Here is a 14,913-nt window from a genome sequence, read left to right as displayed (position 1 = left end):
CCTGCTCATCGATCTTGAATTGCGCGCGCATCCTTAACCGCTTTCTTGTGGAGCATCGCCGCAATTCCGCCAACCGCTAGCGTCGCGATAACCGCGATGATGGCAGAACCGCCCGCATGCAACCACAATAGTGGGATCCAAACGATTCCCAACGTCCGGTGCACCCTTCTCATCCATATGTTTCTAATTACTGGGATCGAATATCCATATCCTGCAATGGCCAACAAAATCGCGAAGGCCGCCAAACCGGTAAAAATATGCTTATCATGGAGCTTGGTTACCAAGAAGAAGGCGCCATGAATGGCAATGAGGAGCAATGTCAGCCATCCCAGCCATTTGTGAGCGGCATGGAATATCTTGCCGGCTAGACGAACCCATTTCGCTGGCGACCTGAGCTTCTTCTTGAACCAAAACCAGGAAAAGCCCGCCGCCGCAATGTAGAGCGCCATGGTTCCCATGGTAGAAAAGAGTCCCGCGGCGCGTTCACCTTCTCCTCCCTTCGGAGGATGAGGTTCTACCATTCCCCTGCCGTGTGACGACCATGTATAAAGATAGTAAGCGACGAACAGGATTGCGATTATGACCGACAAGACGGCTGGTATCCAAACGGTTTTTTTTCGACTCATAATGAACTCCTTTTTTGAAAATTGACTGGTTGTCGGGTTTGTTTCTTATGATTCGGCCATCGAACCTTCAAGAAGTAATAGAGATTACCTGCGAGCTGGCCGATGAAGAAATAGATGAGCCCTCCGAAAATGCTATATACAACAGCTCCCGCTGTTCCTATAATGACGCCGTAAATCACCTGATCCATTGCTTTTGCAGGAGACGTCGGCGGATCGGTCATCATAAAGAAACCAAAAAACAAAGCACCGTTAATAAATGGCGCACGCCATGCATCTGACGCATCGCCGACATGAAACATGCCCATGACGAGCATGATCAAGAAATACGTACCGAAAAACGAAAATGCCTGCGGGAATTTGCGTACCCTGTTCGTGATCCAATATCCCTCGGCCACTAAAAGCGCAATGGTCCAAGCAGGTGAATCTCCGAAAGCCCCCCACCAGCTTTGCTCTGCGTGGAACAAAGGAATCGCAAGCAGCAGCCCCACGACGGCCGGGTTGAACACCGGTTTCTTCTTGTGCGCAATCAGATGCTTGGATGCGATCGCAATCATGGTCATGGCCGCGGCGATTGTCCATGAAGTATGCGTTCCCATGACCGATGCTAGGATCAAGCCGGTTATGACCGCTCCATCCGGTACCATTCTTTTCCTTTTCTTGATCGAACCAATAAGGATATCTGTCAACACGGCGAAGGCAACGGCCACGCCCGCGATTAGTATGCCCTTCCAATCACGCGAGGCACCGACGGCTAAGATCAGATTGACGGCCAAAATGGAGGTTAGCTGCCCCTTCGGCGATTTTAGCCATTGTCCGGTCTTCATTTATATCCCTCCTACATTGACGATCCGAAAGTTCGATGACATCATAATGCCGCTTATACCGGCTTGTTCGATTAATCGTTCTCCGTTCTCGGCGTTCATCAGAAAAGCAGCGGTCGAAAATGCGTCCGCCATCATCGCAAAAGGAGCGATGATACTGCAGCTGATCCATTCATTTGGCGAGCGACGCGATTTGGGATCGATGATATGATGAACGCCTTTCATTAGCGGACTTTTGCGTTCGTAGCCGCCTGATGTGCAGATCGACTGATTGGAAATGTCGAGAGTCTGCAAACAGGAATGTTTGTAAATCGGGTGACGAATGCCTACCTGCCATAGCTCTCCCCGTTCGTTCAACCCTCCGGCATACAGATCTCCGCCCGCGTCGATCATGAAACCGGCGAAATCCTTCAATTCACTTGCAGCCAAATCAATAGCAAATCCTTTGGCTACGGCGCCAAGATCGATGACGAGCGGTGTACGCAAAAACAACGTCCGGTCCCGTTCGTTCAAAACAATATCCCTGAACGAAGCTAGCCGGTCAGCAGTGCTTCGAGCGGTTTCACCGGTTAAGTAATGACGGTTAAATCCAAGCTCCTCCTGCGCCAGACCTACGGTTGGATCGAATGCGCCGTCAGTCACCTCGGCCATGGCTAACGCGAATTTAAGCGGTTCGAATAATCGAGGGCTGATAGGAACAGGTCTCCCCGTTTCCCGGCATGCCCTCATGAGCTCACTATTGACATCGAAACGACTGCAAGCCTGTTCGATGCTTCGAAAGACCATGAAGGCTCGGTTGATTCTTTCTTCCGCTTCTTGCAATAATCGGTGATGGCCCGGGACCACTTTGATCCGGATGACCGTATCCATAGCCAATTTCGCTTTGCTTAACGTATCCATCAATGAATTGCCGCCTGAGCGAGCGCGTCTTGCACGGCATCTTCAAATGCAGCCGTGCTGTATGTCGCGCCGGATACATTATCCACCGTCGCGCTTTGCGATTGCGTCACTTCGTCAGGGAGCCCGACAATATCGCTTTCTGAATAATGCATGGCGAAGTCGCTGATTTCCACATCCATGATCCGATCCTGTTCGATCGTGATCGTTACTTGAATCGAACCGCGGCGGTTCATACCCGTGCCTGAATAAATGCCGTCCTTGTACGTATTGTTTATCGAAGGCTCCGACGATGCTGCCTGCAGGACTTGATCATCGGCGGCAGCGTTTGGAATGGTTGCTTGCGATTCGGTATCCCAATATCCGGCAGCATATACGGTCGCAATTGCCGCTGTACAAAGAACAATCCATTTTTTGCTCATGTTAGCCATTCCTTAACCTCCTGTCCGTTTCATTTAGCTCCTCTACAGTTTTAGTATAGACGTCGAACATTGCGATTCTTTTAAAATCGGACCAACTATTTGGCCGTTCAACTTGCGAAAACAAACTGGCGGATAAGTTCTAATGAACAGCTAACATGGTTGCTTGGCAGTCATAAAAAAAGAACCCGCCGTTTCGGCGGATCCTTCTTGCTTTGCTATTCGATTACAGCGGTTGAATGGGATTGGCGTTCAAGATGTCTTCCACTTCTTGGTAGCCTTCAGGGTAAGCAAAGTTATAGCGCGCCGGAAGCGCGAACACGTATTTGTCATTGCGAGTTAGCTCGCTTGGTCCCATTGGCGCCGCGCCGATGAAAAACTTCTCCTGCTGAAGCGCGTTCCATTGATCGATCGTAAAGACATAAATCGGGATGTCCTGTCTAGGCTTGTCAGCTGTCCATTCGGGATGGCGGATACTGATGGACGCGCCGCTTTCAACGACCTTGCCGTCAGTCGCATCCTGACCTTTCCAATTGTCCGTTACGATCGTGTACCCTTTCCAGCTGTCCGGCAGCGTAAATCGGAAGCCATACTGGGTATTCTCATAGACGGTTTGCTCGACTTGATTCGTTTGCGCGACGACGGGCACTGCCTGTTCAGCATGATTCGCTCTGTTTGCGGACACCACGGCAGGCACGGATACGGCGACGACAGCCAGCAGCAGCAGCAGCGCCGCGGCTCCCTTGTTCTTCTTTTTCATGTTCATTTCCTCCTAATTTTGTTTATATTGCGGCTTATTTATACGAATGTTCGATTTGATCAACACATTGTATTTCACCTCTTATTTTATTTGGAGACAAGCGACGGTTGATTTACAACCTCATCTTACCCAACTCGGCCTCGACAAGAATGACAGAACGGGAACGAAACAGTTACAATCGGGTAACGAAGGATTCTGCCTGCAATAGTAAAGCCGCATGCCGGGTTTTGCCCGGTAAGCGGCTTTTGCTTCCTTACTTATTGCAATTGTCATAAAGAAAAGCTCCAAAAATTCGTTTGAACATTTAAGCACCATTTTAAGCATTGGCGGATCAATTGATACGCCGGCTTTTTGTATGGCCCTTAGATACGTTTTTAAAAGCTTGCAGTAGCTAATCAATCTAGGAGATATGGATTTCTCGAAAGCTCGGATGCTGACATGGTGGGCGGTTCCTTTTCTTCATCCAACAATCCTTGATCATAATGATTGCCTTGCAATACAATAACGAATGTTCCAATCCCGGGGATCAAGACATGACATAGAAAATCTTCTTTTGTCAGTTTAGACAACCGTTCCCATAATTCATTCGCCGATCGAACTTCCTTCATACGAATCACCGCCCCATCGTTAATTCCTAAGGATTGATACCTACCGCGAATGGACGCGCCCCTGTCGGGATCGTGGCAATCACCGTTTGGGTTACTCCATCGATTACCGACATGTTATTATCATCTTGATTGGTGACATAGATCCGATTCGTGATTGGATTGACGCCTACCCCATTCGGATTATTTCCAACCGGAATCGTGGCGATAACGGTGTTCGTTAGTCCGCTTATTACCGACACGTCATCCGTATCTCGATTGGGGACGTAGATCGCATTCGTCGAAGCATTAACCCCAACTTCGCCCGGCGTAATCCCAACAGGAACGTTTGTGACTACGACATTGGTAGCGCCATTAATGACGGAAACAAAATTACTGGTAAAATTCGAAACATAAATTAGATTTGTAGCCGGGTCGACTCCTACGCGGAATGGATTAACCCCGACTGGAATGTTGGCGATAACCGTATTGTTCGCGCCATCGACCACCGTTACGATATCGGAATTGAAATTGGCGATATAGATCCGATTGGTCAACGGATTGACGGCTATCCCCGTAGGAAAAGGATTCCCTCCAACGGGCGTAAAGGTGGTCACGACGGTATTGGTCAAACCTTCAATCTCCGTGACGTCATTACTATTGAAATTCACAGTATAAATCGCGTTCGTAGCCGGGTTGGCGGTCACATCCCCGGATCCATCCCCTGCAGGTACGGTGGCGATTACGGTATTGGTTAATCCGTCAATGACGGAAACTTCACTGCTGTTTACATTTGCAACATAGATTCGATTGGTTAACGAGTTAACGTCTATTCCCGCGGGATTAACTCCAACCGGAATCGTAGCAATGAGCGCGTTCGTTATCCCGTCTATTACGGATACATCGTTACTATTGAAGTTAGCCACATAAATACGATTGACCGATAGCGAACCGGCCGGCCCTTGCGGCCCTTGCGGACCTACGTCCCCCGTTGCGCCTACTGCTCCAGTTGCGCCTACTGCTCCCGTTGCGCCTACTGCTCCAGTTGCGCCTACTGCTCCTGCAGGACCGACCGTGCCGGCTGGTCCTGCGGGACCTGTAGGTCCAACCACGCCGGCGGCACCTACCGCCCCAGCCACGCCTACGGCCCCTGCGGCGCCTACTTCCCCTGCGGCTCCTACTGCTCCGGCGGTACCTACTGCTCCTGCTGCGCCTACCATCCCCGCAAAGCCCACGCTGCCCGCGGCACCTACCGCTCCTGCCGGACCGACCGTGCCCGCGGTACCGACGCTACCCGCTTCGCCAACCGTGCCGGCCGGACCGACCGCACCCGCGGCGCCGACCGTACCTGCCGAACCGACACTTCCCGCTGCACCCACCGCGCCTACTGCCCCTAGTGCTCCTTGAGGAATCGTTACATGAATGATTTGCTTTCTGGCAACGATTTTTCTGCAAAAGAAACCTTTCTTCGGAGTTCGCTTTTTCCTATTAGAGAGGGGTTTTTGAACGATCTTATTTTTCATCCCTCGTTTATGCCGATGGATTGGATGACTCATTCCTACACCTCCTTATAGACACCTACCATTGTATGGCGTTCATCTATTGAATGAATGGGCAATTCATAGACATCGGTCTACTTAATAAAAAATAGGTTGTTTCCCCCTATTATCCGTCCAGTAATGATAAACCGCACAAAAAAAAGACCCTCAATCGAGGGTCTTAGAAAATAGTAATGGATTGTCCACTCACAATATATGCAAATAAAAAAATTATGGTGAGTGACTAGGAAAGCATTTTTAGTTACTTCCAGGCGTACTCCCCTAAGCAAAAGCCTATCTTTAAAAGAAATGGATGGCAGTCTACTACCTAAAAGACATCTATCCATGCCCCTACTAGATAAAAGTCATACTATACAGCAATTCTAATGGAGGTGCTGTCATTGGGTTGTCCTTCGGTAAAACCAAAAAAAGGCTGCAAAAAGAAAACGGGCGCTGCATGCCCGACTAAGAAAAAGCGCCAATCGAAGAAAAGCTGCTGTTGCGGAAAAATTATCGTCAAGAAACAAATCGTACAGGTAAACATTCCCCAAAGCGCCATCGATACAGCCGGAGCCGTTGGGGCTGCCGGTAGTGTAGGCGCTGCTGGAACGGTAGGCAGCGCCGGTTCTGTCGGCACCGCCGGAAGCGTCGGAGCTGTGGGATCTGCCGGCAGTGTCGGTGCCGCAGGTACGGTTGGAACTGCAGGGGCAGTCGGCGCTATCGGTGCCACCGGGCCGGCTGGACCTGCTGGCGCTACAGGTGCTACAGGCGCTACAGGCGCAACAGGTGCTACGGGTCCCGCGTTCGTATCCGAGTTCGGTTATATTTACAATTTGACCGGGCGAGTTGTCGCCATAGAAGAAGACGTGATTTTCGATACCAACGGTATACTCACGCCCGGCATCCTTCATGCACCCGGCAGCTCTGAGATTGCGGTTGTCAGCCCTGGCAGCTACGAAGTTGCTTTCTCCGTCTCGGGCGTGGAACCCGGTCAATTCGCGCTCTTCATAAATGGCAATCTGTTTCCGGGAACCCTGTACGGCTCGGGTGCCGGCACGCAGCAGAATAACGGGCAGGCGATTATCGCCATGTCGGCTGGCGATGTGCTTACGTTACGAAACCATAGTTCGGCGGCAGCGGTAACGCTTCAGACATTGGCAGGCGGCACGCAAACCAACGTAAACGCTTCAGTGATTATCAAAAAATTAAGTTAGAAAAATCCTGCTAAACAAGCTGGCCCCGGTAATTTACCGGGGTCAGCTTGTTTAACTTTCTTTTCAATCACCATCTAATGCGTTGGATAATTTGGAGCATGTTTCCTTTTTCCTCCTCGTCGATCGGCCATGCACGGATTTCGTCTAGGATCGCTTGCAGATTGACATACCCTTTGGCCAATCCGTTCAGCCTTGCTGCCAAGGTTGCGTCCGTCAGTTCTTGGGGGGACGGATAGAGATTGCTCAGCTCATCGATTGCATTCGGATAGCGCTTCAAATAATATTTCTGATGTCGATCCTCGGCAAGGTAGAAGCGGTTAAAGGGCGCAATCTCGGTATCAAGCTTTCTATTTCCGTGCTCTTCCTGCATGTTCTTGACGTTCTGAATGACGCTTTGCTGATCCAGGTCGCGATACAAAACCAAGGATTGATACTGACGGCCTTTATAATCGTTGATATTGAACGGATTGTGGTTACGCCAAAATACATCCAGAACCTTCTCCAAGGAGAGGATCCGAGGATCGAAATCCAATTCGACCGTTTCCGTATGGTCCCCAAGCTGCCGGTAAGTAGGATGATCCAGGGTTCCTCCGGCATAGCCGACGCGGGTTCTAATGATTCCTCTCATTTGTCCGAACAAAGCGTCAGGGCTCCAAAAGCATCCCATCCCAAGCGTCACCGTGCTTATGTTGTCGTCATTCATCGCAGCCACCTCCATTAGCCTTCTACCTTCGCGGCGCTCTAGCTCGCCTTCCCGTAAATACAAATTCATCTTAATTCGAACGATGATTCCGCGCTTGTTTTCTTGATGACCATCGATAGTTTGTAGTTTGCATGTTCATTCAATCCATTCAGAAATTGATCGACGCGTTCGTTCGAGGGGAACCGACACTCTAGCAGATAACATCCATCGCCGCTAATTTTGTAGGTATGCATTACATAGTGATCTTGAGATGCAATAAAAGCAAGCAATGGCTGATGATTGCGCGATTTGGTGAAAATCGTAATAAAGGCGTGCATAGCGCAGCCTAATTTAGATTGATTTACTTTAATTGTGTAGCCTTCAATGACGCCGGTATCCTCCAGCTTCGCAACGCGGGTTGCGGCTGCTTGTCCGGTCAAATGGACCTTTTCCCCTAATTCCTTCATCGTGATGCGACTATTTCGGGCTAGTTCGGCCAAGATAATCGAGTCGGTTTGATCCATCGGAGTCCTCCTGTAGTTGCTTTTGACATCACGGATTTTTCAAATCTCAAGCAAAAACGTCAAAAGACTTGAAAGAAGCCATGTTAGTAAAGACGTGCTTCCGATACAATAACAGCATAATCAAGTAAAGGGGCTATTATGATGAAAGTGACATTGATACGAAATGCGACGTTGGTCGTTGAATATGCAGGCAAAAAGTTTTTAGTAGATCCATTCTTGGGCGACCGGGGAGCTTATCCGCCATTCCCTAATTCGCTAAGACAGGATCAAAATAATCCGTTGGTTAGCTTGCCCGCTTCCCTGGACAACATTATAAACGTTGATGCCGTTATTGTAACTCATCTTCACTTAGATCATTTTGATCAAAAAGCCAAAGAAGTATTGCCAAAAGGCATTCCAATGTTCGTGCAAAACGAAAAAGACGCCAAGGAAGTTCGCAACGCCGGTTTCCAGCACGTTGAGATCCTTGGCGACAATTCGCGTTTTGAAGATATTCGGCTTATCAAAACAGAAGGCGAGCACGGCCGGGGGGAAATCTTGACACTCGCAGGCAGCGTGTGCGGCGTTATATTCAAGAATCCAGAGGAGAAAACGCTATACGTAGCTGGCGATACGGTATGGCATGATGCCGTCCGGGAAGTGCTCGAAACCCATAAACCCGAGATCATTGTCGTGAACGGCGGGGATAATCAATTCCTGCAAGGCGGTTCATTAGTAATGGGGAAAGAGGATATTCATCATGTTTATCAAGCTGCTCCAAGCTCCATCATCATCTCCGTCCATATGGAAGCGGTGAATCACTGGACCTTATCGAGAGCGGAACTAAAAGGCTTCCTTGCCGAAAAGGGGATCTCTTCTCATGTGTTCGTGCCGAATGACGGCGAATCCTATGCGTTTTAGAACACCGATCTCAAGACGCGGCATATAGGACAACGAATATAAAGCGACACCGGGAACGGCTGCGTTAGGCGCGACCGGATGAGCCGGGATCGAACGCAACGGCGGTCGGATCAACCGCGCTCGAGCGTGACTGAGATGGGATCAACAAGGCTCGAGCGTGACTGCGATCGGATCATCCGCGCTCGAGCGTTATGGCGATCGTCCTCTCGCCGGCAGCGACCGGCTGCCGTTCCTCCAGCACGATGCGGTACATGCGGTCGCCCCAGTTTCTTCTTAGTCGGCTTTCCATGTATTCGATCTTCTCGATTCGCGCCCGAAGATGCCCGTCGTCGTAACGGATGACCGCTTGCTTGCCGGGCGCGTAAGTCAACAGGATCTCGCCGCTGCCCTCGCCGCCGATGATAGGCTCGCAAGGCGTAACCAACGAATGGAACATTTCCGCCGGAGCGCCGTCCTTCATGGCAAATACGTCGCTCACCGTCACGGCTGGGACGCCGTCCCGATCCAGCCGAACCGTACGCGCCCAAGTCGCGATCCCGGCTTCCTCCGGATACGCGCCCGCGATGTCCATTCGCAGCTCGGAGCGGCCGCCCTGTTGCGAGTATTCCGCATTGCGAGCCTTGTACGGCCAGCCGTCGTGCTGCAGTACCCCGCGCACCGTAGGCAGGTTATGGTACTGCGATTGCAAATACCACAGCTCATAGCGCCGCGCGCTGAACGTCTGCGCCTTGTACTCCTCCGTGCCTAGATCGACGAGCAGCGGATAGCCGTCGGCGAACACGAGGAAGCTGCCGACGTCGTTATGGTTGTGCGCCTCCCCGTTGTTGCCGCCTTTGGCCGCGACGTACAAGCCCTGCTCGGTGCCTTCCCGCTCCCTTGCGGTCATCACTTCGGTCACGCGGAACCACACATCGCGCATATAGGGAGCAGTCGCTCTCTGCGCGAGCCGTTCCTTCTCGACGAATAAATCCCGGGCGTAGCCGTACAAGTTAAACCAGATGCGCGTGCTCGGATCGCCGCTTGGCGGCAGGCTGGCGCCGAGACGGACGAGCGACTCTTCCCCCGCGCTAAGGCCGTAACGATACACGCCCCCGGCTCCCGGACTCGCCTTTGCATCGCAATCGGCGAAAGCGACGTAATAATCGCCATGTATGTGTACTTTGGGCATATAAGCGCCAATATCCTTAATGATCCGCTCCCCGAAAATGTCGAAACGTCCTTGCGACGCCAGCGACAGCATCTCCAGGCATTCATATAAGCCGCCTCCCGACGCGCTCCAATAAGACGGTCCTTCGTCGCAGCAGCCGTCCGCCGCATAAGTCGCGATGAACGCGTCGAGGCTTCGCATCACCTTGGCGATTCCCGCTCTTCTGACGTCCGGGTCCTCCTCGATCAGCAGGAATCCCGCCAGCACCGGGCCGTTGCACCACGGATTCCAGTTGTTGACCCGCTCGCCCGGGGTGAAGCCTTGCCACCAGTAATCGTCATGCTCGAGGTAAGGCTTCAGCATCCGCTCCTTCGTCTCCCGAACGATGCGCTCGTTGATTCGCGGGCTGATGGCGTCAAATTTGCTTCCGAGCAAATAGCGGGTCCATAGCAGCAGCCGCGCCGTTTCCGCAGAGGCCAGCTCGACTCCGGATTCCGTGCTGCTAGGGATGCTCGCTTGCTTATCGAACTCCTTCCAGTGACTGCGATGTCCCGGTGACACCCAGGTCGTCTCCTCGCAGATGGCGAAGATCCCGTTTAAAATTTGATCCATGTAGGTGCCTTCGCCTGCCATGCATTCGGCGATGACGAGAATGCCGAGCACGCTTCTCCGTTCGAAGTAGGCGAGACTGAGTCGCGACAAGTCGCCGCTCGTCCAATAGGCGCGATAGTCCGATACCTTGAGCACCGGCCACCCGTAATCCGCATAATGGTCCGCAAGCCGCAGCCAATTCGCTCTTTTCTCAGAGGAGAGCGATCCCCAGGCTTCGCGGTCTTCCGCCTTGGGGAACGGCGCGTAAGGGCCGTCGCCGAAGTCAAGCTCCTCAAGCCGGGCCGAGCCGTAACGTTCTACTAACATCGTTCCATCTCCTCCCAATCTCACCTACCCGCGTCTGCCCACGCTGCGATCATTCGCGAGCCGCGTCAGCGGCACAACATGTCTGCTAGAAAACCGTCCTGCTCCGAAGAACAGGACGGCTTCATCGAACGACGGCTTATTCCTTGACGCTTCCGAGCGTCATGCCGCTCATGAAGTAACGCTGCAGGAACGGATATACGCACAGCACCGGCACCATGCCGAGGAAAATTTGCGCCGCGCGCACCGACCGATCGTTCAGCTTCGACAACAAGAGCAGCATCGCCGGGTCGCTGATCGAAGACATATCCATGCGCACGACGATCGTCTGCAAGTAACTGGCAAGCGGATAATGGATCGGATCGTTCATGTAGATCAGGCCATTGAACCATTCGTTCCAGTGCGAGACGACCGCGAACAAGGTGACGGTCGCGATCGAGGGCATCGAGAGCGGGATGATGATCCGCCACAGCGTCTGCCAATGTCCGGCGCCGTCGATGAACGCCGATTCCGACAGTTCCTTCGGCAAGCCTCTGAAGAAGTTGAGCATCAAGATAACGTTAAACACAGGCAGCGCTCCCGGCAGCACAAGCGCCCAGATGCTGTCGAGCAGGTGGAAATTCCGCACGATCATATAGGTCGGAATCAATCCGCCGGCGAACAGCATCGTGAAGACGAAGAACCAGGCATAGCCCGTTCGGAACTTCAGATTCGCCGCTTCCTTGGACAGCGGGTAAGCCGTAAGCACCGTTAACAGCATGTTGATGCTGACGCCCAACAACACGCGCTCTGCGGAGATGCCCATCGAGACCAGGAACTCGCGCTTCTTCGCGACGAACTCGTAAGCCTTCCAGGAGAAGTCGACCGGCCATAGCGTCACTTTGCCCGCTTCTATCGCGGCGGCCGAGCTTAAGGACACAGAGAAGACATTGATTAATGGCAGAATGCTTATCAGAGACAACACCGCAAGGAAGGTATAGTTGAAAACAACGAACAGCTTGCGACTCCATGAGTAGTGTTGGACCATGACAATCCTCCTTGCGGGTGGTCAGAAAATGCGATAATTCGCGAAACGATAGGCCAAGAAATAGGACAACGAAATCAAGACGAGCGAGATCGCCGACTTGAACAGTCCGACGGCGGTCGCCACGCCGTATTGCGCGCTGGCCAGGCCGATCCGGTAGACGTACGTATCGAGAATGTCGCCGGTCGAATAGACGGATGGGTTATACAGGTTGAAGACTTGGTCGAAGCCGGCGTTCAGCACGTTGCCGAGCGCGAGCGTCGTCAGCAATATCGTGATCGGGATGATCGCGGGAATCGTCACGTGAAGCGTTTGTTTCCAGCGGTTCGCGCCGTCCAGGACGGCTGCTTCGTACAAAGACGGATTTACGGCCGTAATGGCAGCCAGATAGACGACCGTTCCGAACCCGAATTCCTTCAAGACGTCGGTCACGACCAGCACATAAGGGAACCATTTATCATTGCCGAGGAAGAATACCTTATCGAATCCGAGCCACGCGATGAATTGATTCACGATCCCGGATGTCGGAGAGAGCACGTCGAGCAAGATGCCGGCCATGATGACCCAGGACATGAAGTGCGGCATATAGATGATCGTTTGGATGGCGCGCTTGTAGTACTTCTTCATGACCTCGTTCAGCAGAAGCGCGGTGACAAGCGGCGCGACGAGTCCGCCGATCATTTTCATAAGCGCGATGAATACCGTGTTCCGCAGCACTTCCCTCGTCTCGGACAAATGATAGATATACTTGAAATGTTCGAGTCCGACCCACTCGGAGCGAAACATTCCTTTAACCGGGATAAAATTCTCGAAGGCGATGACGACGCCGACCATCGGGCCGTAGCTGAACAGCAGCACCACGATGATACCCGGCACCAGCATAAGGTGCAGCGGCATTTCCAGTCTCCAATTTCTGCGGCGCAATCGATTTCCCTCCTGCCTGGTTGCAAAGAGGGGATAGCGGCTAGCGGCCATCCCCTATCCCCATTGTTTCGTCTTATTGAACCATGCCGCTGGCGTTGACTTCGTTCAGAATATCCTGACCGCCGGAGGCAAGCCAATTCGCCGCCCACTCGTCGAAGCTGTCGAGCGGCTTGGAGCCCATGATGATCGAAGTCATCATCTTGACTTCTTCGTCGCGAAGCGACGGACCTTTTGCGACCATCGTCGGCGTCGGATTGCCCACGTACGCCGAGGTGAACACTTGGTGGTTGTCGATATATTGGCCTTGGAGGCTGAATACGCCGCCTTCCGACCACAGTTTGTTCGCGGCCCACATCGTCGCGTCGCCGGCCTCGAATTTGGCCACCTGATCGAAGTAGGACTTCTGTTCATCGTTCAGCGCCGACGTATCGCCGGACTTTTTCGCCGCTTGAATCGCGACGGCCGCCCTCGGATTGTTGCCCGGCAAGCCTCCGTTGATCGGCGCGAGTCCGAATTCGCCGTAGTCCTTGCCATCCACCGTGACCGTATGGTAATTCTTATCGAAGTGTCCGTAGAGCTTCTCCATGTACGTGTTGAGCAGCAGGAACGGAGCCTCCGGATGTTCGGACTTCTTGCTGACGACGAAGTAATGCGAAGGCAATCCCGTCGTGCTTTGCGCCAGCACCGGCTGATCGTCGGACGATACGAGCGGATAGATGCCCCAATCCGAACCCGGCACGTCTTTGTACATATTGTTGATCGGCCATGTCGGCACGAAGAACGAACCGAACGTCATGCCGACTTTACCGGACGTCGCGAGCTCGCCGGACTTGATGCCGTCGATGACGCTGAATTCCGGATAGAGCGCGCCTTGCTTGAACAAGTCGGCCAGCTTGCCGAGCGCGGTTTTCACTTCCGGTTGAACGTCGGCCCACTGTACCTTGCCGTCCGAGCCTTTGATGAAGTTCAGGTTCGTGCCGGTACCCTTGGTCGGGTTGAACGGATACGCGTGGTAGCCGTTGAAGAAGCCGTCAAGACCGGACCAGCCGTTGAACAAATTGTAGTCGAGGCTTAATCCGTACGTATCGTTCTTGCCGTTCTTGTCCGGGTCGTTCTTCGTGAACGCCAAGGCGATCTTGATGACGTCGTCCATCGTCTTCGGCGGCTGGAGCCCCACGTTGGCAAGCCAGTCTTTGCGAATATAGATGAGATGGGTATCGGCGGATTCTCCCCCGTCTGCCGGAATCCCCATGAGTTTGCCGTTTACCGTCGCCGCTTTGAGACGCAGGTCGTTGCTTCCTTCGAACGAGCTCTTCGTCAGGTCGGAAGCGTACTTCGCGTAGACGTCGGTCAGATCCGCGATCGTGCCGGCTTCCACGAGGATCTGGAACTGCTGGGCGTCAACGTTCATGAAGTCGGGCATATCGCCCGAGGCCATCGTGACGGCGATCTTGTTCTGATACTGCTCCGCGTTAACCTTCCAGAGGTTCTTCACCTTAATGCCGAGATCGCTTTCGAACGTCTTGGTCCAAATGTTCTCGTCGAACGTTTCGCCGGGCGCAAGTTCGGCGGCCGCGCTGACGGCGCGCACGGTCGTTACCTCGATCGGCGGATCGTATTTGCCTTCGGGGCCGCTCGGACCGGATGCTGCCGGCGAAGCCGGCGGGCTTTCGTTTTTGTTATCGCCGCTTTCGCTGGTCGATGCGCTTGGTGTGTCGCTTTTGCTGCCGTTATTGCCGTTATTGCTGTTGCTGCAAGCCGTCACAGTTGTCATGATCAGCAGCAATGAGAGCATGGCCGACCTTTTCGCGTTCGCTTTTTTCAACACCATCTGCTTGCCTCCCCTGTACCCTGCATGAAATGTGGTACGCTTTCATTATGAGGTTCATCCGACGCGGCGAATATAATAAAACGTTTACCTTCCTTATCCTTTTATAT

General features: G+C 52.8%; 14 protein-coding genes. 2 read left to right on the top strand and 12 right to left on the bottom strand.

Annotated elements, in window-relative coordinates; translation table 11 throughout:
- Positions 1-5: 5 nt before the first annotated feature.
- The 6 genes from GT019_RS14075 to GT019_RS14050 form a co-directional block, all read right to left on the bottom strand.
- Positions 6-626, bottom strand: a complete 621-nt coding sequence (locus GT019_RS14075; RefSeq protein ID WP_161743811.1) for a hypothetical protein — start codon at positions 624-626, stop codon at positions 6-8.
- Positions 623-1,450: an RnfABCDGE type electron transport complex subunit D gene (locus GT019_RS14070; RefSeq protein WP_161743810.1), complete on the bottom strand. Its 828-nt coding sequence runs from the start codon at positions 1,448-1,450 to the stop codon at positions 623-625. Before GT019_RS14070 ends, GT019_RS14075 begins: the two co-directional genes overlap by 4 nt.
- Positions 1,451-2,347, bottom strand: coding sequence for an FAD:protein FMN transferase (locus GT019_RS14065; protein WP_161743809.1), 897 nt, complete (start codon positions 2,345-2,347; stop codon positions 1,451-1,453).
- A complete protein-coding gene (locus tag GT019_RS14060) occupies positions 2,347-2,775 on the bottom strand; it encodes an FMN-binding protein (RefSeq protein ID WP_161743808.1) in 429 nt (142 codons plus the stop codon). The genes GT019_RS14065 and GT019_RS14060 overlap by 1 nt, the downstream gene beginning before the upstream one ends.
- Positions 2,776-2,989: 214 nt before the next feature.
- On the bottom strand, positions 2,990-3,523 hold the full coding sequence (locus GT019_RS14055) for a hypothetical protein (protein ID WP_161743807.1): 534 nt from the start codon (positions 3,521-3,523) through the stop codon (positions 2,990-2,992).
- Positions 3,524-4,157: 634 nt separating this feature from the next.
- Positions 4,158-5,663 (bottom strand): YVTN family beta-propeller repeat-containing protein, encoded by a 1,506-nt coding sequence (locus tag GT019_RS14050; RefSeq protein WP_161743806.1) that lies wholly within the window; start codon positions 5,661-5,663, stop codon positions 4,158-4,160.
- A gap of 383 nt (positions 5,664-6,046) precedes the next feature.
- Between GT019_RS14050 and GT019_RS14045 the strand changes: the two genes are divergently transcribed.
- A complete protein-coding gene (locus tag GT019_RS14045; protein WP_235947937.1) occupies positions 6,047-6,859 on the top strand; it encodes a BclA C-terminal domain-containing protein in 813 nt (270 codons plus the stop codon).
- A 67-nt stretch (positions 6,860-6,926) separates the two neighbouring features.
- Here GT019_RS14045 and msrA read toward each other — a convergent pair whose 3' ends face one another.
- Both msrA and GT019_RS14035 read right to left on the bottom strand, forming a co-directional pair.
- On the bottom strand, positions 6,927-7,562 hold the full coding sequence (msrA, locus tag GT019_RS14040) for a peptide-methionine (S)-S-oxide reductase MsrA (protein ID WP_161743804.1): 636 nt from the start codon (positions 7,560-7,562) through the stop codon (positions 6,927-6,929).
- Between the two features lie 65 nt (positions 7,563-7,627).
- Entirely contained in the window at positions 7,628-8,065 is a 438-nt protein-coding gene (locus GT019_RS14035; protein ID WP_161743803.1) for an Lrp/AsnC family transcriptional regulator, read from the bottom strand.
- Between the two features lie 141 nt (positions 8,066-8,206).
- Between GT019_RS14035 and GT019_RS14030 the strand changes: the two genes are divergently transcribed.
- A complete protein-coding gene (locus GT019_RS14030) occupies positions 8,207-8,965 on the top strand; it encodes an MBL fold metallo-hydrolase (protein WP_161743802.1) in 759 nt (252 codons plus the stop codon).
- A 172-nt stretch (positions 8,966-9,137) separates the two neighbouring features.
- Here GT019_RS14030 and GT019_RS14025 read toward each other — a convergent pair whose 3' ends face one another.
- The 4 genes from GT019_RS14025 to GT019_RS14010 form a co-directional block, all read right to left on the bottom strand.
- A complete protein-coding gene (locus tag GT019_RS14025; protein ID WP_161743801.1) occupies positions 9,138-11,030 on the bottom strand; it encodes a heparinase II/III domain-containing protein in 1,893 nt (630 codons plus the stop codon).
- Between the two features lie 136 nt (positions 11,031-11,166).
- Positions 11,167-12,054: a carbohydrate ABC transporter permease gene (locus tag GT019_RS14020; protein ID WP_161743800.1), complete on the bottom strand. Its 888-nt coding sequence runs from the start codon at positions 12,052-12,054 to the stop codon at positions 11,167-11,169.
- Between the two features lie 21 nt (positions 12,055-12,075).
- Complete coding sequence (locus tag GT019_RS14015; protein WP_235947934.1) at positions 12,076-12,975, bottom strand: ABC transporter permease; 900 nt, start codon at positions 12,973-12,975, stop codon at positions 12,076-12,078.
- A gap of 73 nt (positions 12,976-13,048) precedes the next feature.
- Entirely contained in the window at positions 13,049-14,806 is a 1,758-nt protein-coding gene (locus GT019_RS14010) for a type 2 periplasmic-binding domain-containing protein (RefSeq protein WP_161743798.1), read from the bottom strand.
- Positions 14,807-14,913: the final 107 nt, after the last annotated feature.

It is taken from the genome of Paenibacillus glycinis (assembly GCF_009909185.1).
Taxonomy (GTDB): domain Bacteria; phylum Bacillota; class Bacilli; order Paenibacillales; family Paenibacillaceae; genus Paenibacillus_Z; species Paenibacillus_Z glycinis.
Note: the sequence above shows the minus strand (reverse complement) of the source record. Positions and strands in the feature narration are given on the sequence as shown.